We start from the raw sequence: 23,916 nt of genomic DNA, 5'->3' as shown, positions 1-23,916 counted from the left end.
CGCCGACGCCTACCTGGTGGCCGTGAGCAGGCCGGAGAGCAGGGACACGTTCCGGGTCGTGATCCCGCGGAACCCGGCGTCCTCCACCCAGCCGCGGATCTCGTCCACGTCGCGGACCTCGCCCTCCTCGGTGTTGACCAGGAGGATCAGCCCGAACATCGCGGGGAAGAGACCGGAGGCCAGGGTGGGCATGTGGGAGTGCACCAACAGCAGCCCGTCGGCGGGCAGATGCGCGTGGATACGGCGGACCAGGTGCGCGGCGCGCTCGGGGCCGTATCCGTCGAGCACGTGCGAGAGCAGGACGGCGTCGCTGTCCGGCCACTCGTCCGCCATGATGTCGGCGGCACGGACCTCCACCCGGTCCTCCAGTCCGGCCTCCCGCACGTTGGCGCGCGCCAGGTCGGTCACGGCCGGGTAGTCGAGGGCCGTCACCCGCAGTTCGGGGTGGCGGCCGGCCAGCGCGATGGAGTAGTCGCCCGAGCCGCAGCCCAGGTCGACGACATGGCGGACGCCGTCGAGCGGGGCGGCCTCGGCGAGCTTGCCCGCCTGGAGCCGGGAGCTGACCCGCATGGCCTGGATGAGCCGTCCGGTGCCCTCGCGGCCCTCGCCCTGGGCGGCGCCCTGGTCGCGGTACCCCTGCTTCAGGACGCGCTGGTTGAGCGAGGCGTTGTTGCGGACGGCCTCGTCGAGCCGGGCGAAGTGGCCGAAGTGGGAGTTCTGGTGGGCGGCGAACCCGCCCATGTACTCGGGGCGGCCGGCCACCAGATAGCGGCTGGCCTCCTCGGTGTTGAGGTACCTGCCGTCCTCGGCGCGCACCAGCTCCAGGCCGGTGAGCGCGACCAACAGGGCGCGGACGGGGCGCTGTTCGAGGCCGAGTCCGTCGGCCAGTTCGGTCAGGGTGGCGGGCTGCTTCTCCAGGGCCTCGAAGACGCCGAGGTCGATCGCTGTGAACACGGCCTTGGACTGGAGGTAGGCGGTCAGGACGGAGTGGACCCGGGAGGAGTCGAGGTCCGCGGCTGCCGGGGTTGTGGTCACTTGCTCTCCAGGAGGCTCGTGTACTCGGGCAGTTGCGTGTACTCGTAGGGGTCCTCGGAGAGGAACACGTTGCGCACCGGCGGCCGTTCGCACGGGGCGACGACGAGGAAGCGGCAGGTCTGGCCGGGGCCGGTGACGAACCCGTGCGGTTCGCCGCGCGGGATGAAGATGGCCTCGCCCGGTCCGACCTGCTCGGTGCGGCCCTGGTCGGGCAGGACGAGGCCCATGGAGCCGTCGAGCACGTATATCTCGTGCTCCCAGTCGTGGTGGTGGGGTGGCGTGGAACCGTTCGGCGCCACCTCGAACTCGGTGAGGACGAAGCGGTCGGCGCCGTCGGGGGTGTCGATCAGTTTCCGGTGGGTGGTTTCCTTCGCTCCCGGTTCCCTTACGATTTCCGCCTTCACTTCGGTTCGGTGCACGCGTTTCATCGGCCGCCTTTCCGATCGCGGGGACCCGTCGTCCCGGGATTTCAGAAAGCGACTCTATGGCGGTGTCGCCGAAGCGTTCTACGGACAGCAGTCACCATCGCCGGGTGACAATGTCCCCTGTCCGAGCGGGACATGTGCCCACCCCGCAGGACAATCACCCGGCCCCATTCCCCGGTGCGGAAAGCGAAACGTCACCGGGAGAGAATGTTCAGGGAAGAAAAAGCGTCAGCCGGCCGACAGGGTCAGCCGTACCGTCCCGTCCGGCGAGGCGACCAGCACCGGCGTCCCGGCGCCGCCGAGATCCCGTACGGCGGCCAGGTCCTCCGCCGCGGCGGTCTCCGCCTCGGTCACCACGGCCGCCGCCTCCAGCGACTTCGCCCCCGACGCCACGGCCATCGCCACCGCGGTCCGCAGAGCACTCAGCCGCAACGAGGGAAGGGCCACGGTCCCGGCCACATACGTCCGCCCGGTCTCGTCCCGTACGGCCGCCCCCTCGGGCACCCCGTTGCGAGCCCGAGCCGAACGGGCCAGGGTCACGATCTTGCGGTCCTCGGGGTCAAGCGCGCTGTTGTCGGTCATGACAGGAGCATACGAACCGAACCCCGGGTCACCTCGTCACGGGGTACGCCGGGGTCCGTCGGGGTCCGTCGGGATACGACGGGATCCGTCGAGGTACGTCACCCCGCCACCGGATACATCGCCCCGCGCCGCCCCTCCGCCGACGCCAGCCACTCCAGCTTGGCCGCGGTGCCCGCCTCGTCCAGCGGGGTGTGCAGGACGACGGTGAGGTTCAGTCCGGCGAGGACGTACGGATGCCGCCGCTCGGCGTTGCTGAGCCGCAGCACCCGGCCGACGGAGTCCAGGGCGGGGGCTGCGGGCTCGCTCAGGGGCGGTCGAGGCGCAGTCGCTCGGCGCGCGGTAGGCCGGCCACCACCAGGTCGTACGAGTCCTCTACGAGCTCCCGGACCAGACGGTCGGGGAGTTCGCCGTCGACCGTGACGGTGTTCCAGTGACGCTTGTTCATGTGGTACCCCGGGATGATCAGCCCCGGGTGGTCGGTGCGGAGCCGGATCGCGTCCTCCGGGTCGCACTTGAGGTTGACCGTCAGCGGGCGGTTGTCCAGCCAGCTCAGGGCGAACATCTTGCCGAGCACCTTGAAGACCGAGATCTCCGGGCTGAACGGGAAGTCCTCCACCGCCGCGTTGAACGACAGGCACAGGGCGCGCAGTTCCTCGGCGGTCACTCGGACTCCTTCTCCGCTTCGGCGGGTTCGAGGGCGGCCACCGGCTCCACCAGCACCGTCACGATCTTGTTCCGGCGGCCGGCGGCGGCCTCCGCCGTCAGGCGCAACGAGCGGCCGTCGGGCAGCTCGACCACGCTCGACGCCCCGGCGATGGGCACCCGGCCCAGCGCCTTCGCGAGCAGGCCGCCCACGGTCTCCACGTCCTCGTCGTCGTACTCGTCCAGCCCGTACAGCTCGCCCAGGTCGGTGATGTCGAGGCGCGCGGTGACCCGGAAGCGGTCGTCGCCGAGGTCCTCCACCGGCGGGAGTTCACGGTCGTACTCGTCGGTGATCTCGCCGACGATCTCCTCGAGGATGTCCTCGATGGTGACGATGCCCGCGGTGCCGCCGTACTCGTCGATGACGACGGCCACGTGATTGCGGTCCTGCTGCATCTCGCGCAGCAGGTCGCCGGCGTTCTTGGTGTCCGGCACGAAGGCGGCGGGCCGCATGGCCGTCGAGACCAGCTCGCTCTCCGCGTCCCGGCTGATGTGCGTCTTGCGGACCAGATCCTTCAGATACACGATCCCGACGATGTCGTCCTCGCTCTCCCCGGTCACGGGGATGCGTGAGAAGCCGGAACGCAGGGCGAGGGTGAGGGCCTGACGGATCGTCTTGTAGCGCTCGATGACGACGAGATCCGTGCGCGGCACCATCACCTCCCGCACCAGCGTGTCGCCCAGTTCGAAGACCGAGTGCACCATCCGGCGCTCCTCGTCCTCGATCAGCGACTCCTTCTCGGCGAGGTCGACCAGCGCCCGCAGCTCCGCCTCGGAGGCGAACGGGCCCCGGCGGAAGCCCTTGCCGGGGGTGAGCGCGTTGCCGATGAGGATCAGCAGCGAGGGGATCGGGCCCATGACCCGGGCCAGCGGGACCAGGATGTACGCCGCCGCGGTCGCCGTGTTGAGCGGATGCTGACGCCCGATGGTGCGAGGGGAGACCCCGACGGCGACGTACGACACCAGCACCATGACGCCGATCGCGACCAGCAGGGCCCGGGTGGTGCCCGGGAACTGCTGGAGGCAGGCGTAGGTGACCAGCGCGGCCGCCGCCATCTCGCAGGCGACCCGCAGCAGCAGCGCCAGATTCAGGTACCGGGTCGGGTCGGCGGCGACCTGGGCGAGCTTGGCACTGCCCCGGCGCCCGTTCCGTACGGCTTCCTCGGCGCGGAAGCTGGAGACGCGCGCGAGGCCCGCCTCCGCGCAGGCGGCGAGCCACGCGACGACGACCAGGGCGATCGCGCCGGCGACGAGGGGCAGGCTCATGAGACGGTCGGCGCGGGAGACGGACCGGTCAGCCCCTTCTCCTGCCTCCACCCGTCGACGATGGCCGCCTGGAGGCCGAACATCTCGGCCTTCTCGTCCGGCTCCTCGTGGTCGTAGCCGAGCAGGTGCAGCACGCCGTGGACGGTGAGGAGCTGGAGCTCCTCGTCCATGGAGTGCTGCGTCTCGGCCTCCTCGCCCTGCTTCTTGGCGACCTCGGGGCAGAGCACGATGTCGCCGAGGAGGCCCTGCGGGGGCTCGTCGTCGTCCTTGCTGGGCGGCCTGAGCTCGTCCATCGGGAAGGACATGACGTCGGTGGGCCCCGGCAGGTCCATCCACTGGATGTGCAGCTGCTCCATGGCATCTTCGTCCACGACGATCACCGAGAGCTCGGAGAGCGGGTGGATGCGCATCCGCGCGAGCGCGTAGCGGGCGATGTCGAGGATCGCCTGCTCGTCGACCTCGGTTCCGGACTCGTTGTTGACGTCGATCGACATGGTGCTGGCTTGTCTACTTCCGCTTGTTCCGGCCGCCCTTGTGGGTGCCGTTCTCCGTACCGTTCTCGGTGTCGTACTTCTCGTACGCGTCGACGATACGGCCGACCAGCTTGTGCCGTACGACGTCCTGGGAGGACAGCCGGGAGAAGTGCACGTCCTCCACACCCTCCAGGATGTCCTGCACCTGCCGCAGCCCCGACTTGGTGCCGTTGGGCAGGTCGACCTGCGTCACGTCACCGGTGATCACGATCTTCGAGTCGAAACCGAGCCGGGTGAGGAACATCTTCATCTGCTCGGGCGAGGTGTTCTGGGCCTCGTCGAGAATGATGAAGGCGTCATTGAGGGTGCGACCGCGCATGTACGCCAGCGGCGCGACCTCGATGGTGCCCGCCGCCATCAGCCGCGGGATCGAGTCCGGGTCCAGCATGTCGTGCAGGGCGTCGTACAGCGGGCGCAGGTAGGGGTCGATCTTCTCGTACAGCGTGCCGGGCAGGAAGCCCAGGCGCTCTCCCGCCTCCACCGCCGGGCGGGTCAGGATGATGCGGTTGACCTGCTTGGACTGGAGGGCCTGGACCGCCTTGGCCATGGCCAGGTAGGTCTTGCCGGTGCCCGCGGGGCCGATGCCGAAGACGATCGTGTGCTTGTCGATCGCGTCGACGTACCGCTTCTGGTTGAGGGTCTTGGGGCGGATGGTGCGGCCGCGCGAGGACAGGATGTTCTGTGTGAGCACCTCGGCCGGGGTCTCCTGGCCGTCGCTCGTCCCGTTCTCGCTCGCTCGCAGCATGGCGATCGAGCGTTCCACTGCGTCCTCCGTCATCGGCTGTCCGGTGCGGAGCACCAGCATCATCTCGTCGAACAGGCGCTGCACGAGGGCGACGTCCGCCGCCGCGCCGGTCGCGCTGATCTCATTGCCCCGGACATGGATGTCGGCCGCCGGGAAGGCCTTCTCGATCACGCGCAGGAGCGAATCGCCGGACCCCAGTACCGAGACCATGGGGTGCTGGGCGGGGACGGTGAACTGTGCTCTCGCCTGCCCCTGCGCGGGGCTGTGACCTGTGGGTGTCTGAGTCATGGGCCGGCGCTGAAGGCCTGCGGTTCCTCCTCGTCACGGCCGCATCGGAAGGCGGCCTCACGGTTTCAAGAGTACGACGGTGCACTGACAACGCCGTAGGGCTTTTCGACGGCGAGGGCGCCCTCCTTGCCGCGGTGAGCCCTGCATGCTCCCCCCGGGCCCTGGGGAGAATGCGCTCGCTGCCACGCGTGTTCGAAGACGGTGGCGAAGGCCCATGGAGAAAGCGGGAAGCCCGTGCTGTTGCGTCTGCCCACCTCCCTGCCCGAGGCACAGGAGTGTCTGACCGACGGGGCGATACCCGTCGGCGGTGCCACCCTCGTGTGGGCCGCCTGGCAACGCGACGGTTTCCCCGAGCTGGCGGTGTCGCTGCGCGAGGTGCCGGAGGCGAACGTCCTGGGCGCGCGGGAACTGGGCGCGGCCGTGCTGCTGCACCGGATCGACGAGCGGGTGCCGGAGGTGCTGCGCCGGGCCGCGTCCGGGATCGGCACGGGGGCCGTGCGGCGGACCGCCACGGTCGGCGGCAACGTCGTCGGCAGCACCCTGCGCTGTCTGCTGCCCGCGGCGCTCGTCCTGGACGCCCGCGCGCGGGTGCTGGCGGCGGAGGGGCCGTTCGAGACGGACCTCGCCGAACTGCTCGCCAAGAAGCCGCTGCTGCTGAGCCTGCACTGGGACGAACCCCTGGTCAGCGGCTACCGCAAGGTGACCGAGGCCCCGGGCGGCCCGCCGCCGCTGGTCGTCGCCACGGCCGTGCACGCGACCGGGGAAGGCGGCCGGGTGCTGCGCGTCGCCGTCCGCGACGGCTACGAGTTCCTCAGCGAGAGCGTGCCCTGCTCAGCGGGCGCGGAGAGCGTGCTCGACGCGTTGAGCGGTACGACGATCGCGGCGCTGCGGGCCGAGGCCCGCGAGGTGGTGCGGGACGAGGTGGTCGCGGTGCTGGAGCGCGCCGCGGGCCTCTGAGGCCACACCGACCGGAACTCCCGCCGGCCGGCAACCCACACCCGACCGGAACTCCACGCCGACCTGGGCTCACGCCGGCCTGGGCTCACGCCGGCCTGGGCTCACGCCGGCCCGGGCTTACGTCGGCCTGGACTCACCTCGGCCCGGGCTTACGTCGGCCCGGGCTCACGCCGACCTGGGCCCACGCCGCCACCAAGCCACACCCACCCCGGGAAATCACGCCGCCACCAAAGCCACACCCGCCCACGACGTCACTCCGCCACCGAAGCCACACCCACCCCGGCCATCACGCCGACCTCCCGAACCCGATCGTCGGTACCGCCCTGCGCAGGGGCCAGGCCGGGGTCTCCTCCTCCGGGACCAGGCCGGCCAGGAAGGCGTAGCGGCGCAGGGCCGTGGGGTCCTGGGTGTCGACGGACTGGACCCTGCGCCACCAGGCGCCGATCTCGGACCAGCCCGGCGCGGAGAGGGAGCCGCCGAACTCCTGGACGGAGAGCGCGGCGGTAAGGCCGGCGAAGGCGAGCCGGTCCGCCAGCGGCCAGCCCGCCAGCGTGCCGGTGACGAAGCCGGCCACGAAGACGTCCCCGGCACCGGTCGGGTCCAGCGCCTCGACCTCGATGGCCGGGACCTCGGCGGTCTCCCCGGTCCGCCGGTCCACGGCGTACGCGCCCTCCGCGCCCAGGGTCACCACGGCCAGCGGCACATGCTCGGTGAGGGCGTGCGCGGCCTCCCGGGGGCAGCCGGCGCCGGTGTACCGCATGGCCTCCTCCGCGTTGGGCAGGAAGGCCTCGCAGTGCGCGAGGTCGGGCAGGCCCGCCAGGTCCCAGGCCCCGGTCTCGTCCCAGCCGACGTCGGCGAAGATACGGGTCCCCTTGCGGGCCGCCTGGGCGATCCAGGGGGCCCGTCTGCCCGGTTCCAGCGAGGCCACGGCCGCACGCGCGCGGGGCGGGCAGTCGGGCGCGGGCTCCTCCGGGGGCGGTTCGTGGCCGTGGGAGACCATGGTGCGCTCGCCCTCGTACGCCATGGAGACGGTGACCGGGGAGTGCCAGCCGCGAACGGTGCGGGACGGCGAGAGGTCGATGCCCTCGCCCCGCTCCAGGGCGTCCCAGCAGTACTCGCCGTAGTGGTCGTCGCCGAAGGCCGCGGCCAGGGAGGTGCGCAGCCCGAGCCGGGCCAGGGCGGTGGCCATGTTCGCGACACCGCCGGGGCTTGACCCCATGCCGCGGGCCCAGGACTCGGTCCCGCGCACCGGGGCGGAGCCGAGTCCGGTGAAGACGATGTCGAGGAAGACGGTGCCGGTGAGATAGACGTCCCAGGGCGGATCGTCGGCTGCGCGCACTGCGGCCAGGGGGTCGACCTGGGCCTTGTACGACGGTCCCTTCCCGTTGGACGCGATCACGGTGAGCTCCCTGCACGTGGTGCCGATCAGCCCAGTCTGCACCACGGCACCGACAACCAGCCGTCCGCCACGTCAGCCCCGCCCGGCCCCGGGCGATTCGGCCCGCGGAAAGGACCGGCGGTGAGGACCCGCGGCAAGGACCAACGGTAAGGACCGGCCCGCTACCAGCGAGGCACCTCCGGCGTGACCCACCCGGCGTCGGCCACCCGCATGGCCGCCGCGTCGTCACGCTCCCGCAGCGTCCCGTCGTCGTCCAGCCAGCGCCGGTGCAGGAACCGGAGCTTCTCCGGGTCGAGTTCCACCCCCAGCCCCGGCGCGTCGGAGACCGTCACGGCCCCGCCCTCGAACACCAGCCGCTCGGTGAGCACGTCCTCCGACTGCCACGGGTAGTGCGAGTCGCAGGCGTGGTGGAGGTCGGGCACGGTGGAGGCGACCTGGGTCATGGCGGCCAGGCTGATCCCCAGGTGGGTGTTGGAGTGCATGGACACCGCCACCCCGAACGTCCGGCAGATCGCGGCGAGTTGCTGGGTGTTGCGCAGTCCGCCCCAGTAGTGGTGGTCCGAGAGCACCACCTGCACCGCGTCCCGCGCGAAGGCCTCCTTGATCTCGGCGAAGGTGGTCACGCACATGTTGGTGGCCAGCGGCACCTCGGTCCCCGCGGACACCTCGGCCATCGCCGCCGTGCCCAGCGCGGGGTCCTCCAGGTACTCCAGGACGTCCCCGAGTTCCCGGGCGACCTTCAGCGAAGTCGGCACGCTCCACGCCCCGTTGGGGTCGAGTCGCAGCGGATGTCCCGGGAACGCCTCGGCGAGGGCCCGGATCGCCGCGATCTCCTCGTCGGGCGGGAACACCCCGCCCTTGAGCTTGAAGGAGGTGAACCCGTACCGCTCGGTGAACAACCGGGCCTGCGCGACGACCCCGGCGGGGTCGACGGCCGCCCGGGTGAACAACCGGGCCTGCGCGACGACCCCGGCGGGGTCGACGGCCGCCCCCCAGTCGTCCTTCTCGGCGGCCACGCCCTCGGGGTGGGACGCCCACTTGTAGAAGAGGTAGGCGCTGTACTCCACGGCGTCGCGCACCTTGCCCCCGAGCAGCGCGTGCACGGGCAGCCCGAGCGCCTTGCCGAGCGCGTCGAGACAGGCCACCTCGAATCCGGAGACCACGGAAAGGCGAAGCTTGTCGGCGGTCTGCACACCCCGCAGCCCTCCGACGTCGACCTGCCCGGAGACCCGGGAGGAGTCGACGGCCACCTGGTCGGCGATCGCGAACAGCCCGTTCAGATCGCTGACCTGACGACCGATCAGCTTCGCCGCGAACGGCCGTGCCAGTTCGAGGTACTTGGTGTCCCCGTACGTCTCCCCGAGCCCGGTCACCCCGTCCGCGGTCTCCACCTCGACGATCAGCCGGGGCGTGTACGGCTGGTGCACGCCCTGCGTGTTCAGCAGCGGCGGGTCGGCGACGAGGATCGGCGTGAGGCGGACGTCGGTGATCGTGAGGTTCACAGCTGGGCTCCCACGAGGTCGAGTCCGGTGGTCAGCAGCAGCCGGAGGTCCGCGAGATCGGCGGCCGTCGGATCGGTGAACGGTGCGCGCACCGGCCCCACCGGGCGGCCCCGCAGCCGGGCGGCCGCTTTCACCAGGGACACCGCGTACCCGGGCACCCGGTCCCTGAGCTCGACGAACGGGACGTAGAAGTCGCGCAGCAGCTTGTCGACCGTGCCGTCGTCGCCGTCGCGCAGGGCCGTGAAGAAGGCGTCGGCGATCTCGGGGGCGAAGGCGTGGACGGCCGAGGAGTAGGCGGGGACGCCGACGGCGGCGTAGGCGCGGGCCTGGATCTCGGCGGTGGCGGCGCCGTTGAAGAACAGGAAGTCCTCGGGGGCGGCGAGGGTGAGCCGCTGGAGCCGGTCGAGGTCGCTGTGCCCGTCCTTGAGCCCGATGACCCCGGGGATCGCGGTGATCCGGCGGAACGCGGCCGGGCCGAAGGCGACCTGTCCGCGCTGGTAGGCGATGAGCGGCAGCCGGGTGCGGGCGGCGATCTGCTCCAGCTGTGCGACGAGGCCGTCCTGCGGGGCGGCGACCAGGTAGTGCGGGAGCACGAGGAGCGCGTCCGCGCCGGCGTCCTCCGCGATCCGGGCGAAGCGTACGGCCTGCGCCCAGCCGTAGCCGATCCCGGCGACGACGGGCACCCGGCCGCCGGCCTCCTCGACCGTGATCGTGACGACCTGGCGGTACTCGTCCTCGTCCAGCGAGAAGAACTCGCCGGTGCCGCAGGCGGGGAAGACCGCGCCGGGGGCGGTGGCGATCTGGGCCGCGACATGGGCCCGGAAGCCGTCCGGGTCGAGGGTGCCGTCGTCGTGGAAGCTCGTGAGCGGGAACGACAGCACACCGCGTGCCATGCCGTCCCGCAGCCGTCGGGCCGTGTCCGGGTCGAGGGTCACCCGTACTCATCTCCCCATGTAGATGTCATTCACGTATGAAGATGAAGATTAGATAGGCGAACCAGCCACGTCAATGGGTCGGCATCGGGTTCGGCGGGCCGATTACGATCGGCCCATGTCGGAGACAGGTGGCGTCCGCGAGGTGAAGTCGGCGGCCCGCACGGTCGAGCTGCTCGAACTGCTGGCCGCGCGCGGCGACCGCCCGGCCCGGCTCCAGGAGCTCGCGGACGAGCTGGGCGTGCCCCGCAGTTCGATGTACGCGCTGCTCCAGACCCTGATCTCCCGCGGCTGGGTCCGCACGGACCTCACCGGCTCCCTGTACGGCATCGGCATCCACGCCCTGCTCACCGGCACGAGCTACCTGGACTCCGACCCGCGCGTGCGGGCCGTACGGCCGTATCTCGACGAGGCGTCCGAGGCGCTGGGCGAGACGATCCACATGGGCCGGCTCGACGGCCGGGACGTGGCGTACCTGGCGACGCGCGAGTCGCACGAATACCTGCGGACGATCAGCAGGGTGGGCCGCCGCCTCCCCGCGCACGTGGGCGCGCTCGGCAAGGCGCTGCTGGCCGAGTGGCCCGACGAACGGCTCCCCGAGGGGCCGTACGAGGCACTCACCCCGAACTCCCACACCACCCGCGACTCCCTGCTGGCCGACCTCGCCGAGGTCCGGGCGCGGGGCTACTCGGTCGACCGCGAGGAGGGCGTCCTCGGCATCGTCGGCTTCGGCTTCTGCCTGCGCTACGACTCCCCCGCCCAGGACGCGATCAGCTGCTCGGTGCCGGTCGCCCGTCTGACGCCGGAACACGAGCAGCAGATCGTCACGGTGATGCGGGAGATCAGGAGCAAGATCGAGGCGACCGCCCCGGGCGCGGGAGGCGCCCCGAACTGGCGCTAGAGCCACCGGAAAAGGCCCTCGTCTACCCGGCGCCTCTCACCCCAAACGGAACGTGATCCACATCACGCCACCCGGGCTGTCTCCGCAACCGCGTGCTTGATACAAATTCTTCGCGCGTTCCTGTCCGTCGACGGCCTGCGCCCACCCCCTTCTTGAGCCGCTTTCTTTCGCATGCCCTGGGAACGCCCGTGTTCGCCCGTCGCTCCACCCTGCCCTGGCCCCTGATCGCCCTGTTCACGGCCGGGTACCTCGCCCCCTACCTCCTGCCCACCACCGTCGGCAGACTCGACTCGGGGCTCCCGCTCACCGCCACCGAGGCGGGCGCCGTCGGCAGTGCCCTGCTGCTGAGTTCGGCGGCGGCGGGCTTCCTGCTCGCCTCCCGCGTGGACCGCCTCGGCCCCCGCGCCCTCGCCCGCGTCGGCCTCACCCTGGCCGTCCTCGGCTACGGCGGCGCCGCCCTGGCCCACGCCGTCCCGGCCGTCGTCGCGGGCGCCCTGATCGGCGGCTTCGGATCCGGTACGGCGACGGCGGTGGCCGCCACCGGCATCGCCGCCCAGCCCGACCCGCACCGCACCACCACGGCCGGCCTCCTGGGCGTCTCCGCCCTGGCCGGCGCCGTCTACCTGACCGTCCCCCACCTGGGCCAGGGCCACGGCCAACCCCTGGCGGCGATCGCCCTCACCGCGCTCGCGGTCTGGCCCCTGACGGGCCGGCTCCCGCTCGCCACGGCCCCTGCCCGCAACCGGGACACGCCGCCCACCCCTCTCCCCCACCTGCGCGCCGGCCTCCTCCTGGCCGCCACCCTGCCCTGCTGGTCCCTCGCCCAGAACGCCCTGTGGGGCGTCAGCGGCCGCATCGGCCTCACCCAGGCCCACCTCTCCGAGGCCACCGTCGGCGCGGTCTTCGCGATCGCCCTCGGCGCGGGCCTGCTGGGCGTCATCGGCGCGGGCGCCCTCGGCCCCCGCCTCGGCCGCGCCCTCCCCATCGGCGGCGGCACGGTGCTCATCGCCGCCTGCATCGCCCTGAGCGCCTCGGCAACCGACCTCACGACCTTCGCGACGGGCGAGATCGCCTGGAACACCCTCTACCCGATAGTCCTGTCGTACGTGATCGGCCTGGCGGCCTCCCTGGACCCCCGAGGCCGCTGGGCGGTCCTGGTCGGCTCGGCGTCGTCGTTGGGCACGGCAGCGGGTCCCCTGACCGGCAGTCTGCTGTCCGCCCAGGCCGGCTTCTCGACGATGGGCACGGTCCTCGCACTGGTCCTGCTACTGATCGCGCTGCCGATGACAGCGGTGGCACTGGGCGCCGGCCGCCGGACCTTGCCGGTCGTCGAGATCCCAGTGGAAACCCAGGTGTACGACAAAGCGACGGCCGCGTGAGGGCTTGTTGCTTTTAGGGGCGCGGGGAACTGCGCGACCAGCCCCCACCGGCCCGCACCCGACAACGCACCTCAGAACACGTACGCCTCAACTTCCGCAAGATACCGAGCCCGCAGCCCCTCATCATGCTCCAAGAAGGCCGCGAGGAAAGAGTTCCGGGCCAACTCCCGCAACCGCTCCTCCCCCAGGCCCAACTCCAACCGCACCGCCTCGAAGTTGTCCCCCGCATACCCCCCGAAATACGCCGGGTCATCAGAGTTCACCGTGCACAAAAGCCCCGCATCCATCATCGCCGGCAACGGATGATCACCCAGCACATCAACCGTCCGAAGCCGCACGTTGGACAAGGGACACAAGGTCAGCGGCACACGATCCCGCACCAGACGAGCCACCAGCTCCGGCGACTCCACACACCGCAGCCCGTGGTCGATCCGCTCCACCCCGAGCACGTCCAGCGCCTCGACGATGTACGACGGCGGCCCCTCCTCCCCCGCGTGAGCCACCCGCCGCAGCCCCAGCGAGGCGGCGACCTCGTACACCTCACGGAACTTCACCGGCGGATGCCCCACCTCCGCGGAGTCCAGCCCGACCCCCACGATCCGGTCGAGGTAGGGCTTCGCGGCCTCCAGGGTCGCAAGCGCCGACTCCGCGGACTCGTCCCGCAGGAAGCACATGATCAGCTGGGTGGAGACCCCGTGGGTCTCCGCACTGCGGCCGAGCGCCCGCCACAGCCCCTCGACGACCGTCCCCATCTCCACACCCCGCGCGATGTGCGCCTGCGGGTCGAAGAAGATCTCCGCGTGCCGCACCCCCTGCGCCGCGGCCCGGGCGAGATACGCGTTCGCCAGGTCCTCGAAGTCCCGCTCGGTGCGCAGGACGGCCATGAGCTCGTAGTACAGGTTCAGAAAGGACTGGAGGTCCTCGAAGTCGTACGCCGTGCGGAGCTCGTCCGTGGAGGCGTACGGCAGCGGGACGCCGTTGCGCGTGGCCAGCTCGAAAGCCAGCTCAGGCTCCAGGGTGCCTTCGATGTGCAGGTGCAGTTCAGCTTTGGGGAGGGACATCAAAGCATCGTACGGCTGCTTTATCGCCGTTTCGGAACCGGTACCCGCAGCAGGTCATGGGCCACGGTCAGCTCGCCCTCGTACCCGGCGGCCCGCGCCTGCCGCTCGAACTCGTCCGGGTCCGAGTAGCGCTGGCTGAAGTGGGTCAGCACGAGATGCCGTACGCCGGCGTCCCGGGCGACCGTCGCGGCCTGACCGGCGGTCAGATGACCGTGCTCCACGGCGAGTTGCTCGTCCTCGTCGAGGAAGGTCGACTCGATGACGAGCAGGTCGGCGCCGTCGGCGAGGGCCTGGACGCCGTCGCAGAGGCGGGTGTCCATGACGAACGCGAACCGCTGGCCCCGGCGGACCTCGCTGATGTCGTCGAGCGAGACGCCGTTCAGCGAGCCCTCGCGCTGGATCCGGCCGACGTCGGGGCCCTTGATGCCGTGCGCGGCGAGCCGGTCGGGGAGCATGCGGCGGCCGTCGGGTTCGGTCAGGAGGTAGCCGTAGGACTCGACGGGGTGGGAGAGCCTGCGGGCGTGAAGGGTGTAGCCGCCGGTCCGCGCGATCACCCCGTCCTCGGCGACCGGTGCCTCGGTGAGCCGGACCGTCTCGCGGTAGGCCGTCGCGTACCGGAGCCGGTCGAAGAAGCGCTGGCCGGACTTCGGGTAGTGCGCGGTGACCTGGTGCGGGACCCGGTCGAGGTTGATGCGCTGGATCACGCCCGCGAGGCCGAGGGAGTGGTCGCCATGGAAGTGGGTGACGCAGATCCGGTTCAGGTCGTGGGCGGCGACCCCGGCGCGCAGCATCTGGCGCTGGGTGCCCTCGCCGGGGTCGAAGAGGAGGCCCTCGCCGTCCCAGCGCAGCAGGTAGCCGTTGTGGTTGCGGTGCCGGGTGGGGACCTGGCTCGCGGTGCCGAGGACGACCAACTCACGTACGGACATGGGGCGTTATCCGGGAGGCCAGTGGAGGCCCCGGCCGCCGATGATGTGCGCGTGGGCGTGCCAGACGGTCTGCCCCGCGCCGCTGCCGGTGTTGAAGACGGTCCGGTAGCTCTCCAGCTTCTCGTCGTCGGCGACGGCCTGGGTCTCCCGCAGGACGTCCGCGGCGAGCTCGGGAGCGGCGGCGGCCAGGGCGGCGGCGTTCTCGTAGTGCGCCTTGGGGATCACGAGGACGTGGGTGGGGGCCTGGGGGTTGATGTCCCGGAAGGCGACGGTGGTGTCCGTCTCACGGACGATGGTCGCCGGGATCTGACCTGCCACGATCTTGCAGAACAAGCAGTCGTCCTGGGGTTCCCCAGCCATGTTGTTCCTTCCTTCGAGGGCCTGAGGCATCTTAACGAGGCGTGCTCGGTGGAATCTTCGCAGGACTGGCCTCCAGCGCCTCCAAAGCCAGCCGCACCGCCTCGTCCAGTTGTACGTCCCTCCCCGCCGCGTAGTCCTGCGGCCGCTGGACGACCTCCACGTCCGGGTCGACGCCATGGTTCTCGACGCCCCACTCGTAGCCCTCCAGCCAGAAGGCGTACTTCGGCTGGGTGATCAGGGTGCCGTCGACCAGGCGGTAGCGGCTGTCAATGCCGATGACGCCGCCCCAGGTGCGGGTGCCGACCACCGGGCCGATGCCCAGCGCCTTGATCGCCGCGTTGACGATGTCGCCGTCCGAGCCGGAGAACTCGTTGGCCACCGCCACGACCGGCCCCCTGGGCGCGTCCCACGGATAGCTGTACGGCCGCATGCCGCGCGGCACCGCCCAGCCGACGATCCTGCGGGCCAGCTTCTCGACGACCAGTTGGGAGGTGTGGCCGCCGCGGTTCTCGCGGACGTCCACCACGAGTCCCTCGCGGGCCACCTCGACCCGCAGATCGCGGTGGATCTGGGCCCAGCCCGGGGCCTGCATGTCGGGGACGTGGAGATACCCGAGCCGTCCCCCCGACTTCTCGTGGACGTAGGCGCGGCGGTCGGCGACCCAGGCGTGGTAGCGCAGCGGCTCCTCGTCGGAGATCGGTACGACGACGGCGTGCCGGGGCTCGCCCCCGCCGGACGGGGAGACGGTCAGCTCGATCGGCTTGTCGGCCGTGCCGACGAGGAGCGGGCCGGGGCCGGTGACCGGGTCGACCGGGTGGCCGCCGACCGCGACGATCGCGTCCCCGGCGCGGACCGCGACTCCGGGTGCGGCGAGCGGGGAGCGGGCGGCGGGGTCGGAGGTCTCGGTCGGCAGGATGCGGTCGATGCGCCAGGTGCCGTCCTCGTGGCGGGAGATGTCCGCGCCGAGGAGTCCCTGCCGGGGCCCGTGGCCGTGGCCGCCGCGCGGGGTGACATAGGCGTGGGAGGTGCCGAGTTCGCCGTGCACCTCCCACAGCAGGTCGACGAGGTCGTCGTGGGTGGCCAGGCGGTCCAGGACGGGGCGGTAGCGGTCGAGGACGCCGTCCCAGTCGACGCCGCTCATGTCGGGCCGCCAGAACTGGTCCCGCATGATGCGGCCGGTCTCGTCGTACATCTGCCGCCACTCGGCGGACGGGTCGACGGTCTGGTGGATCCGGCCGAGGTCGACGCTGATGTTGGTGTCGCTGTCGTCGTCGTTCGAGGCACGGCGGTCGCTCGGTACGACCTTCAGGCGGCCGTCGGTCCACAGCAGCACCCGCTTGCCGTCGCCGCTGACGGCGAAGTGGTCGGCGTCGGTGGCGAGGTGTTCGAGGCGCTGCTGGGCGAGGTCGTAGCGCTGAAGGTCGGTCTTGGGGTCGGGGTCGTCCGGGGTGGCCCGGGAGGAGCCGAGGACGCCCTGGACGGGGTGGCGCAGCCACAGGACGCCGTCCTTGGCCGCGCGCAGGTTGGAGTAGCGGCCGGCCTCCACCGGGAAGGGCACGATCCGGTCGGCGAGGCCCTCCAGGTCGACGCGGGTGGTCGGGGTGCCCTCGCTGTCGGGGGTTTCGTCCTTGTCCGGGGTCTCGAAGGGCCGGCCGTGGCGCTGCGGTCCGAAGGGGGACGGGGTGGTCGCGGCGAGGGTGATCAGGTGCGGACGGTCGCCGACCACGAAGGCGAGGTCGAAGACGTGCTCGTCGTAGACCGGGTCGAAGGAGCGGTTGGACAGGAACGCCAGGTGCTTGCCGTCGAGGGTGAAGGCGGGGGCGTAGTCCTGGAAGCGCAGCGGGGTCGCCTCGGTGACCGCGAGGTCGGTGGTGTTGGCGAGCCGCAGCTGGGCGAGCGGGCCGGGGCCGGGGTGCGACCAGGCGAGCCAGGCCGAGTCGGGCGAGAAGGTCAGGCCGCGGACGTCGCCGTCCTCGCTGCGGTCGACCTCGCGGACCTCGCCGGTCTCCCGCTCGACGAGCAGGACCCGGCCGTCGTGCGCGGCGACCGCGGCCCGGCTGCCGTCGGGGGCCATCGCGAGGCCGAGGACCCGGCCGAGCTGTCCGGCGGCGAGGCGGCGCGGGGTGGCGCCGGGGGCGAGTCCGGTGGCGGGCGCGAACTCCAGGGCGTCGTCGCCCTCCGCGTCCGTCACCCACACCACCCACTCCTCGCCCTCGGTGCGGAAGGTGCGGGGCAGCCGGGCCCGGACGCCGGGTTCGACGGCGAGCGCGCGGGCCGGTCCGGCGCGGTGGGTGACCCAGTGCACGGCTCCGCGCACGGCGACCGCGCTGCCGCGTGCGGTGTGGTCGGGGGCGGCCGAGCCGAACCAGTGGGCGGCGTTGACCGGGAACGGCTGCCGGTCGGCGCGCTGGCCGCCGAGCCGGACGTCCAGGCGGCGGGGTTCGGCGCCGTCGAGGTCGTCGAGGATCCACAGCTCACCGGCGGAGCTGTAGACGACCCGGGTGCCGTCTCCGGACGCGTGCCGGGCGTAGTAGCCGTCGAGGGGGGTGTGGCGGCGCAGGTCGGAGCCGTCGGCGAGGGAGGAGTAGACGGCGCCGACGCCTTCGTGGTCGGAGAGGAAGGCGATCCGGTCGCCGGCCCACACCGGGTACTCCAGGTTTCCGTCCAGGTCCTCGTGCAGCCGTACGAACTCGCCGTCGCCCTCGCGGTCGATCCACAGCTTGCCCGCGGTGCCGCCCCGGTAGCGCTTCCACCACGCGGCCTCCCGGCCCATGGGAGCGGAGAGGAGGACAGTGGCCGGCCCGTGGGCGACATGGCCGACGGGGCCGTACGGCAGCCGGGTGCCCGGTCCGCCGTCGAGCGGGACGGCGTGCGCCCAGCTGCGGCGCAGGCTCGCCTGGCCGTGGGTGGTGATCGCGAGGACCTCGCCCTCGGGGGTCCAGCCGCGCACCTGGGTGCGGGAACTGCCCCAGTGGGTCAGTCTCCTGGTCGGTCCGCCGTCGGCCGGGGCGACGTGCACCTCGGGGGCGCCGTCGCGGGTGGAGGTCCAGGCGACGGTCGTGCCGTCGGGCGAGATGCGGGGGTGGGTGACCGGGACGTTGTCCGCGCTGACCCGCCAGGCGCGTCCGCCGTCGAGGGGCGCGAGCCACACGTCGTCCTCGGCGGTGAAGGCCACCAAGTCGCCCTGCAGATGCGGAAACCGAAGATATGCAGACGTCGCAGGCTGTGTCACCCGATCACCCTATGCACGCGCGGTCGCCGTGCACAGGGGTTTCGATCACTTGCCGTCGGGCCAGCACTGCGGGTCCCGCTGGCACCAGATGGTCTTGGTGACGGTCACGGTGACGGTGGGGCCGGGCTGCTGGGGGTTGTTGACGGGCGGGGTGGGGGTCGCGTCGCAGTCCCCGAGCCCCTGGACCCGGAACCACTGCTTGCCGCCCACGGTGGCGGTCAGGTCCCCGCGCACACACGCCCCGCTGACGGTCCGGGTCACCTTCCCCTTGACGGTGATGTCCTTGCCGTCCTGCGTCTTCCCGTCGCAGTCGACGGTGGCGACGGTGTTCACACTGGCGCTCGGCGTCCGGTCACCGTTGTCGTACGAGGCCGTACAGGTCAGCCAACTCACGTCGGCCTTCTGCCGGTTGAGCTCCTTGGTGACCAACTGGTCGGTGGTGTAGGAGACGGTCGCCGAACTGACCACACCGGTCGGATCACAGGCGGCAACTCCACCCACGACCAGCACGACACCCCCGACCACACCCGCCACTCGCACCCCGCGCGGCCGACGCACTTTCCGCCTCAACGCCACCATGAAGGGCAGACTGCCACTGCGTGCCGTCCGGCGGTAGGGCGCATACGGTCATTGGGCGCGCCGGTTGCGAACGTCCCTGCGGTGACGTGACCGCCGCAGGGGGCTGCCGCCCCCCGGCCCCCGCTTCGGCCCGAAAGGCCTCGTCCTCGAACGCCGGACGGGCTGCGTGACAGCCGTCCTCCAGGAGGTCAGGACCAGCGGCCGGTGCGGCCGAGGAGGAGGGCGGTCGCCGCGGTGCCGGCGGTCGAGGTGCGCAGCACGGTGGGTCCGAGGACGTAGGGGCGCGCACCCGCCTCCTCGAAGAGCGCCAACTCGTCCTTGGCGACTCCTCCTTCGGGGCCGACGACCAGCACGATCTCGCCCTCGGCGGGCAGTTCGGCGGTGGCCAGCGGCGCGCTGCCGCGCTCGAAGTCGGAGTGCAGCACCGCGGCGAAGTCGGCTTTGGCGAGAAGTGCGGCAACCTGTTTGGTGCTCGCCGCGTCCGCGACCTCCGGGAAGCGGACCCGCCGGGACTGCTTGCCGGCCTCCCGCGCGGTGGCCCGCCACTTGGCGAGCGCCTTCAGACCCCGGTCGCCCCGCCACTGGGTGATGCAACGGGCCGCCTGCCACGGCACGATGGCGTCGACCCCGACCTCGGTCATGGTCTCGACGGCGAGTTCGCCCCGGTCCCCCTTGGGCAGGGCCTGGACGACGGTGATACGGGGCGTCGGCTCCGGTTCCTCGGCGACCGAGGCCGGCTGGACGACCAGCCGGTCCTTGCCCTCGGCGGCGATCACCCGGCACACGGCGTAGCGCCCGGCGCCGTCGGTGAGGACGACCTCCTCGCCGGGCTGGAGCCGCTTCACGGAGACGGCGTGCCGGCCCTCGGGGCCGTCGAGGACGTACTCGCCGCCGCCCGTGTCGAGGTGGTCGACGACGAACACCGGAGCGGTCATCGCAGACCTCCCTTGGCCGACAACGCTGTCTGCGCGTCGGCGAGTTCGGCCGCGAGGAGCTCCACCAGCCGGCCCGCCGGCAGATCGCGGGCCATGCGGTGCCCCTGTCCCGCCCACAGCGCCATGCCCTGCGGGTCCTTGGCCTTGGCGGCGGCCTTCCTGAGCGGCGCGGTGAGGTGGTGGACCTCGGGGTAGGCGGCGGGCGCGTAGGGCCCGTGCTCGCGCAGGAAGCGGTTGACCAGGCCACGGGCGGGGCGGCCGGAGAAGGCCCGGGTCAACTCGGTGCGGACGTAGAGGGGGTTGGTCAGCGCCTGCTTGTGCAGGTCGTGGGCGCCGGACTCGTGGGTGGCGAGGAACGCCGTGCCGAGCTGGGCCGCGCTCGCGCCCGCGGCGAGGACGGCGGCGATCTGGCTGCCGCGCATGATGCCGCCGGCGGCGACGATCGGGATGGTCACGGTCTCGCGGATCTGCGCGACCAGAGAGAGCAGTCCGAGGCCGGAGCCGTCCTGCTCGGGGATGTCCCGGTGGGTGCCCTGGTGACCGCCGGCCTCCACGCCCTGTGCGATCACGGCGTCGGCGCCCGCGTACTGGACGGCGAGGGCCTCCTCCGGGGTGGTCGCGGTGACCAGGGTGAAGGTGCCGGCCCGGCGCAGCGACTCCAGGGCCTCGGCGCTCGGGATGCCGAAGTGGAAGGAGGCCACCGGGACCGGGTTGTCGAGGAGTACGGCGAGCTTGGCGTCGTAGCCGTCGTCCCGTCCGCTGTCGGGGTCGCCGAGCTCGGTGTCGTACCAGCCCGCCTCGCCGGCGAGCTGGTGGGCGTAGACCTCGACGGCGGCGGGGTCGGCGTACTCCGGCTGCGGCATGAAGAGGTTGACGCCGAAGGGCCGCCCGGTCAGCCCGCGCAGCTGCTTGATCTCCTGGTACATCCCGTCGGCCGTCTTGTACCCGGCGGCCAGGAACCCGAGCCCGCCCGCATCGGCGACGGCGGCGGCGAGCCGCGGCACGGAGACGCCGCCCGCCATGGGCGCCTGCACGATCGGATGAGGGAAGAGATCGGTCAGTGCGGAGGACATGACGGCATGTTGTCACGTCCTCCGAACAAGTCCGAATCCGACCTTCCCCCGACTCAGGTACGCCCGTTGAAGGCGTCCTTCAACCGAGAGAACAGCCCCTGCTGCCCCGGTTGGAACTGCCCCGTAGGCCGCTCCTCGCCCCGCAGCTTGGCCAGCTCGCGCAGCAGGCGCTCCTGTTCCGGGTCCAGCTTCGTCGGGGTCTGGACCTCGACGTGGACGATGAGGTCGCCCCGGCCGCCGCCGCGCAGGTGCGTGACGCCCCGGCCGTGCAGCGGGATCGACTGGCCGGACTGGGTGCCGGGCCGGATGTCGACCTCCTCCAAGCCGTCCAGCGTCTCCAGCGGGACCTTGGTCCCGAGGGAGGCCGCCGTCATCGGGATGGTGACCGTGCAGTGCAGGTCGTCCCCGCGCCGCTGGAACATCGCGTGCGGCAGCTCGTGGATCTCGACGTAGAGGTCACCGGCGGGCCCACCACCGGGACCGACCTCGCCCTCGCCCGCGAGCTGGATCCGGGTGCCGTTGTCCACACCGGCCGGGATTTTCACGGTCAGCGTGCGGCGCGAGCGCACCCGGCCGTCGCCCGCGCACTCCGGGCACGGGGTCGGGACGACGGTGCCGAAGCCCTGGCACTGCGGGCACGGACGCGAAGTCATGACCTGGCCCAGGAAGGACCGCGTCACCTGCGACACCTCACCGCGACCACGGCACATGTCACAGGTCTGCGCGGAGGTCCCCGGCGCCGCACCCTCACCACTACAGGTGGAGCAGACGATCGCCGTGTCGACCTGGATGTCCTTCGTGGTGCCGAAGGCCGCCTCGTCGAGCTCGATCTCCAGCCGGATCATCGCGTCCTGGCCGCGCCGGGTCCGCGAGCGCGGCCCCCGCTGCGAGGCCGTACCGAAGAACGCGTCCATGATGTCCGAGAAGTTCCCGAACCCACCGGCCCCGAAGCCGCCCGCGCCACCGCCGCCGGCCTGCGAGAGCGGGTCGCCGCCGAGGTCGTAGACCTGCTTCTTCTGCGGGTCCGAGAGCACCTCGTAGGCGGCGTTGATCTCCTTGAACCGCTCCTGGGTCTTCGGATCCGGGTTGACGTCCGGGTGCAGCTCGCGCGCGAGCCGGCGGAACGCCTTCTTGATCTCATCCTGCGACGCGTCGCGGCGCACGCCGAGAACGGCGTAGTAGTCCGTGGCCACTTACGACTCCGCCAGGATCTGTCCGACGTACCGTGCCACTGCGCGTACCGCTCCCATCGTTCCCGGGTAATCCATGCGGGTCGGTCCGACCACGCCGAGCTTGGCGACTGCCTCGCCGCCCGAACCGTAGCCGACCGACACCACGGAAGTGGAGTTGAGTCCCTCGTAGGCGTTCTCATGACCGATACGGACGGTCATGCCCGAATCCCCGGCCTCGCCAAGGAGTTTGAGGAGGACGACCTGCTCCTCCAGGGCCTCCAGGACGGGCCGGATGGTGAGGGGAAAGTCATGTCCGAAGCGAGTGAGATTGGCGGTGCCGCCGATCATCAGCCGCTCCTCGTTCTCCTCGACGAGTGTCTCCAGGAGAGTGGAGAGCACTGTCGCGACCGTACCCCGATCCTCGACGTCGAAGCCCTCGGGCAGGTCCTCGACCAGTCTGGGCACATCGGTGAACCGGCGTCCCGCGACCCGGCTGTTGAGCCGCGCCCGCAGATCGGCGAGCGAGGCCTCCCCGAAGGGCGCCGGGCAGTCGACCAGCCGCTGCTCGACCCGGCCGGTGTCCGTGATCAGCACGAGCATCAGGCGCGCGGGCGCGAGCGAGAGCAGCTCGACGTGCCGGACGGTGGACCGGGTGAGGGAGGGGTACTGCACGACGGCGACCTGCCGGGTGAGCTGCGCGAGCAGCCGTACGGTCCGCGCCACCACGTCGTCGAGGTCGACGGCGCCGTCGAGGAAGTTCTGGATCGCGCGCCGCTCGGGCGCGGTCATCGGCTTGACGCCCGCGAGCTTGTCGACGAAGAGGCGGTACCCCTTGTCGGTTGGGATCCGCCCGGCGCTGGTGTGCGGCTGGGCGATGAACCCCTCGTCCTCCAGGGCCGCCATGTCATTGCGGACGGTCGCCGGGGAGACTCCGAGGTTGTGCCGCTCGGTCAGGGCCTTCGACCCGACCGGCTCCTCGGTGCCGACGTAGTCCTGGACGATGGCGCGCAACACCTGAAGCCTGCGTTCACTCAGCATCGCGCACACCTCCAGAATGCGTCCCTTGGCGTCTCGCCTGGCACTCTGTCCGTCCGAGTGCCAGCGCTCCCCGGGCCAGTGTACGGCGGTGGGGTACTCCCAGGGCAAGGTCGGTCCTGCGGGGCGGGTTCCTGCCGTTAGCGTCGCGGTATGACGGTGACTTGGGAAGAGCTCGGGTGGGAGCGGGTCGCGACCGGTGTGGGTCGGTGCCGGCTGCCCGGCTGGGACTGTACGGCGGGCCTGGTGATCGGCGCGGGCACGGCCCTCCTGATCGACGCGGGCTCCGGTCTCGCGGAGGGCGCGCGGCTGCGCGCCGAGGCCGAGGAACTGGCCGGCCACCGTGTGACCCATCTCGCGCTGACGCACCCCCACTTCGACCATGTCTTCGGGGCGGCGGCGTTCGCGGGCGCGGAGGTGTTCGGCGCGGTGGGCGTGGAGACGGTGCTGGCGGGGCGCCTGGGCCGCGCGGAACTGCGGGCGGACGCGGTGCGCAACGGCCTGGAGCCGTCGGTGGCCGACGAGGCCGTGGATGCCCTCGTCTCTCCCCGGCATCAAGTCTCCGGCGAGTGGACGCTCGACCTGGGCGACGGCCGCCAGGTCCTGCTGGCGAACGTCGGCCCCGGCCACACGGCCCACGATCTCGCCGTCCTCGTCCCCGGCTCCCCCGAGGTGGTCTTCTGCGGCGACCTGGTCGAGGAGTCCGGCGCACCGCAGGCGGGCCCGGACGCCGTACCGCAGCACTGGCCGGCCGCGCTGGACCGCCTCCTCGGCCTGGGCGGGGAGGACGCGCTGTACGTGCCCGGTCACGGAGCGGTGGTGGACGCGGCGTTCGTACGACGTCAACGGGACGCCCTGGCGAGAAACTTCGGCGTGTCGCGCTAGCCGGCGGCGGGC

Annotated in this window: 23 protein-coding genes and 1 pseudogene; 4 read left to right on the top strand and 20 right to left on the bottom strand. The window is 71.9% G+C overall.

All coding sequences use genetic code 11. The features are described from left to right. Nucleotides 1–9 precede the first annotated feature (9 nt). The 8 genes and pseudogenes from ACFULQ_RS09910 to ACFULQ_RS09875 all read right to left on the bottom strand — a co-directional run bounded on the left by ACFULQ_RS09910 (nt 10) and on the right by ACFULQ_RS09875 (nt 5,576). Entirely contained in the window at nt 10–1,035 is a 1,026-nt protein-coding gene (locus ACFULQ_RS09910) for a methyltransferase (RefSeq protein ID WP_383540672.1), read from the bottom strand. Next, the gene (locus tag ACFULQ_RS09905; RefSeq protein WP_383540670.1) at nt 1,032–1,439 is read right to left on the bottom strand and encodes a cupin domain-containing protein; all 408 of its coding nucleotides are present in this window, start codon (nt 1,437–1,439) and stop codon (nt 1,032–1,034) included. Before ACFULQ_RS09905 ends, ACFULQ_RS09910 begins: the two co-directional genes overlap by 4 nt. A 249-nt stretch (nt 1,440–1,688) precedes the next feature. After that, complete coding sequence (locus ACFULQ_RS09900; RefSeq protein WP_383540669.1) at nt 1,689–2,042, bottom strand: cytidine deaminase; 354 nt, start codon at nt 2,040–2,042, stop codon at nt 1,689–1,691. Nucleotides 2,043–2,140: 98 nt separating this feature from the next. Further along, nucleotides 2,141–2,254, bottom strand: a pseudogene (locus ACFULQ_RS09895) (XRE family transcriptional regulator); the annotation flags it as partial. Between the two features lie 92 nt (nt 2,255–2,346). Beyond that, nucleotides 2,347–2,706 (bottom strand): MmcQ/YjbR family DNA-binding protein, encoded by a 360-nt coding sequence (locus tag ACFULQ_RS09890; protein WP_383540667.1) that lies wholly within the window; start codon nt 2,704–2,706, stop codon nt 2,347–2,349. Next, entirely contained in the window at nt 2,703–4,010 is a 1,308-nt protein-coding gene (locus ACFULQ_RS09885; protein WP_383540664.1) for a hemolysin family protein, read from the bottom strand. The genes ACFULQ_RS09890 and ACFULQ_RS09885 overlap by 4 nt, the downstream gene beginning before the upstream one ends. Next, on the bottom strand, nt 4,007–4,504 hold the full coding sequence (ybeY, locus tag ACFULQ_RS09880) for an rRNA maturation RNase YbeY (RefSeq protein WP_020136251.1): 498 nt from the start codon (nt 4,502–4,504) through the stop codon (nt 4,007–4,009). Before ybeY ends, ACFULQ_RS09885 begins: the two co-directional genes overlap by 4 nt. A 13-nt stretch (nt 4,505–4,517) precedes the next feature. Next, nucleotides 4,518–5,576: a PhoH family protein gene (locus ACFULQ_RS09875; RefSeq protein WP_078959977.1), complete on the bottom strand. Its 1,059-nt coding sequence runs from the start codon at nt 5,574–5,576 to the stop codon at nt 4,518–4,520. 234 nt (nt 5,577–5,810) lie between these two features. Between ACFULQ_RS09875 and ACFULQ_RS09870 the strand changes: the two genes are divergently transcribed. Then, complete coding sequence (locus ACFULQ_RS09870; protein WP_383540661.1) at nt 5,811–6,533, top strand: FAD binding domain-containing protein; 723 nt, start codon at nt 5,811–5,813, stop codon at nt 6,531–6,533. Nucleotides 6,534–6,819: 286 nt separating this feature from the next. On the opposite strand, the gene ACFULQ_RS09865 is transcribed toward ACFULQ_RS09870, so the two are convergent. The 3 genes from ACFULQ_RS09865 to ACFULQ_RS09855 form a co-directional block, all read right to left on the bottom strand. Next, complete coding sequence (locus ACFULQ_RS09865; protein ID WP_383540658.1) at nt 6,820–7,932, bottom strand: carbohydrate kinase family protein; 1,113 nt, start codon at nt 7,930–7,932, stop codon at nt 6,820–6,822. A gap of 161 nt (nt 7,933–8,093) precedes the next feature. Beyond that, on the bottom strand, nt 8,094–9,434 hold the full coding sequence (locus tag ACFULQ_RS09860) for a glucarate dehydratase family protein (RefSeq protein WP_383540656.1): 1,341 nt from the start codon (nt 9,432–9,434) through the stop codon (nt 8,094–8,096). Continuing rightward, nucleotides 9,431–10,369: a 5-dehydro-4-deoxyglucarate dehydratase gene (locus ACFULQ_RS09855; RefSeq protein ID WP_383540653.1), complete on the bottom strand. Its 939-nt coding sequence runs from the start codon at nt 10,367–10,369 to the stop codon at nt 9,431–9,433. The genes ACFULQ_RS09860 and ACFULQ_RS09855 overlap by 4 nt, the downstream gene beginning before the upstream one ends. A gap of 115 nt (nt 10,370–10,484) precedes the next feature. Here ACFULQ_RS09855 and ACFULQ_RS09850 point away from each other — a divergent pair, with 115 nt between their 5' ends. Both ACFULQ_RS09850 and ACFULQ_RS09845 read left to right on the top strand, forming a co-directional pair. Continuing rightward, a complete protein-coding gene (locus ACFULQ_RS09850) occupies nt 10,485–11,267 on the top strand; it encodes an IclR family transcriptional regulator (RefSeq protein ID WP_383540651.1) in 783 nt (260 codons plus the stop codon). Between the two features lie 188 nt (nt 11,268–11,455). Continuing rightward, nucleotides 11,456–12,646: an MFS transporter gene (locus ACFULQ_RS09845; protein ID WP_383540648.1), complete on the top strand. Its 1,191-nt coding sequence runs from the start codon at nt 11,456–11,458 to the stop codon at nt 12,644–12,646. A 71-nt stretch (nt 12,647–12,717) separates the two neighbouring features. Here the strand turns inward: ACFULQ_RS09845 and ACFULQ_RS09840 are convergent, their stop codons facing one another. The 9 genes from ACFULQ_RS09840 to hrcA form a co-directional block, all read right to left on the bottom strand. After that, nucleotides 12,718–13,707: an adenosine deaminase gene (locus ACFULQ_RS09840; protein ID WP_383540645.1), complete on the bottom strand. Its 990-nt coding sequence runs from the start codon at nt 13,705–13,707 to the stop codon at nt 12,718–12,720. 20 nt (nt 13,708–13,727) lie between these two features. Next, entirely contained in the window at nt 13,728–14,633 is a 906-nt protein-coding gene (locus ACFULQ_RS09835; protein ID WP_383540642.1) for a ribonuclease Z, read from the bottom strand. 6 nt (nt 14,634–14,639) lie between these two features. After that, nucleotides 14,640–14,993 (bottom strand): histidine triad nucleotide-binding protein, encoded by a 354-nt coding sequence (locus ACFULQ_RS09830; protein WP_383540639.1) that lies wholly within the window; start codon nt 14,991–14,993, stop codon nt 14,640–14,642. A gap of 31 nt (nt 14,994–15,024) precedes the next feature. Beyond that, nucleotides 15,025–18,168, bottom strand: a complete 3,144-nt coding sequence (locus tag ACFULQ_RS09825; RefSeq protein ID WP_383540636.1) for a S41 family peptidase — start codon at nt 18,166–18,168, stop codon at nt 15,025–15,027. A 102-nt stretch (nt 18,169–18,270) separates the two neighbouring features. Further along, entirely contained in the window at nt 18,271–18,804 is a 534-nt protein-coding gene (locus tag ACFULQ_RS09820) for a hypothetical protein (protein WP_383540634.1), read from the bottom strand. Nucleotides 18,805–18,992: 188 nt separating this feature from the next. Then, entirely contained in the window at nt 18,993–19,739 is a 747-nt protein-coding gene (locus ACFULQ_RS09815; protein WP_383540631.1) for a 16S rRNA (uracil(1498)-N(3))-methyltransferase, read from the bottom strand. After that, nucleotides 19,736–20,812, bottom strand: coding sequence for a nitronate monooxygenase (locus ACFULQ_RS09810; protein ID WP_383540628.1), 1,077 nt, complete (start codon nt 20,810–20,812; stop codon nt 19,736–19,738). The genes ACFULQ_RS09815 and ACFULQ_RS09810 overlap by 4 nt, the downstream gene beginning before the upstream one ends. A 53-nt stretch (nt 20,813–20,865) precedes the next feature. Next, nucleotides 20,866–22,005 (bottom strand): molecular chaperone DnaJ, encoded by a 1,140-nt coding sequence (gene dnaJ / locus ACFULQ_RS09805; protein WP_383540626.1) that lies wholly within the window; start codon nt 22,003–22,005, stop codon nt 20,866–20,868. Further along, complete coding sequence (hrcA, locus tag ACFULQ_RS09800; protein ID WP_383540623.1) at nt 22,006–23,022, bottom strand: heat-inducible transcriptional repressor HrcA; 1,017 nt, start codon at nt 23,020–23,022, stop codon at nt 22,006–22,008. A gap of 150 nt (nt 23,023–23,172) precedes the next feature. Between hrcA and ACFULQ_RS09795 the strand changes: the two genes are divergently transcribed. Further along, nucleotides 23,173–23,904, top strand: a complete 732-nt coding sequence (locus ACFULQ_RS09795) for an MBL fold metallo-hydrolase (protein WP_383540621.1) — start codon at nt 23,173–23,175, stop codon at nt 23,902–23,904. Nucleotides 23,905–23,916 lie beyond the last annotated feature (12 nt).

It is taken from the genome of Streptomyces sp. NPDC057253, assembly GCF_042669125.1.
Classification (GTDB): domain Bacteria; phylum Actinomycetota; class Actinomycetes; order Streptomycetales; family Streptomycetaceae; genus Streptomyces.
This window is presented reverse-complemented; position numbering and strand designations above follow the sequence as displayed.

What these genes read in the sequence shown, in the direction of transcription:
- ACFULQ_RS09900 (WP_383540669.1), bottom strand. Translation starts at nt 2,042, where the DNA reads ATGACCGACAACAGCGCGCTTGACCCCGAGGACCGCAAGATCGTGACC.
- ACFULQ_RS09885 (WP_383540664.1), bottom strand. Translation starts at nt 4,010, where the DNA reads ATGAGCCTGCCCCTCGTCGCCGGCGCGATCGCCCTGGTCGTCGTCGCG.
- ybeY (WP_020136251.1), bottom strand. Translation starts at nt 4,504, where the DNA reads ATGTCGATCGACGTCAACAACGAGTCCGGAACCGAGGTCGACGAGCAG.
- ACFULQ_RS09875 (WP_078959977.1), bottom strand. Translation starts at nt 5,576, where the DNA reads ATGACTCAGACACCCACAGGTCACAGCCCCGCGCAGGGGCAGGCGAGA.
- ACFULQ_RS09850 (WP_383540651.1), top strand. Translation starts at nt 10,485, where the DNA reads ATGTCGGAGACAGGTGGCGTCCGCGAGGTGAAGTCGGCGGCCCGCACG.
- ACFULQ_RS09840 (WP_383540645.1), bottom strand. Translation starts at nt 13,707, where the DNA reads ATGTCCCTCCCCAAAGCTGAACTGCACCTGCACATCGAAGGCACCCTG.
- ACFULQ_RS09835 (WP_383540642.1), bottom strand. Translation starts at nt 14,633, where the DNA reads ATGTCCGTACGTGAGTTGGTCGTCCTCGGCACCGCGAGCCAGGTCCCC.
- ACFULQ_RS09830 (WP_383540639.1), bottom strand. Translation starts at nt 14,993, where the DNA reads ATGGCTGGGGAACCCCAGGACGACTGCTTGTTCTGCAAGATCGTGGCA.
- ACFULQ_RS09820 (WP_383540634.1), bottom strand. Translation starts at nt 18,804, where the DNA reads ATGGTGGCGTTGAGGCGGAAAGTGCGTCGGCCGCGCGGGGTGCGAGTG.
- ACFULQ_RS09815 (WP_383540631.1), bottom strand. Translation starts at nt 19,739, where the DNA reads ATGACCGCTCCGGTGTTCGTCGTCGACCACCTCGACACGGGCGGCGGC.
- ACFULQ_RS09810 (WP_383540628.1), bottom strand. Translation starts at nt 20,812, where the DNA reads ATGTCCTCCGCACTGACCGATCTCTTCCCTCATCCGATCGTGCAGGCG.
- hrcA (WP_383540623.1), bottom strand. Translation starts at nt 23,022, where the DNA reads ATGCTGAGTGAACGCAGGCTTCAGGTGTTGCGCGCCATCGTCCAGGAC.
- ACFULQ_RS09795 (WP_383540621.1), top strand. Translation starts at nt 23,173, where the DNA reads ATGACGGTGACTTGGGAAGAGCTCGGGTGGGAGCGGGTCGCGACCGGT.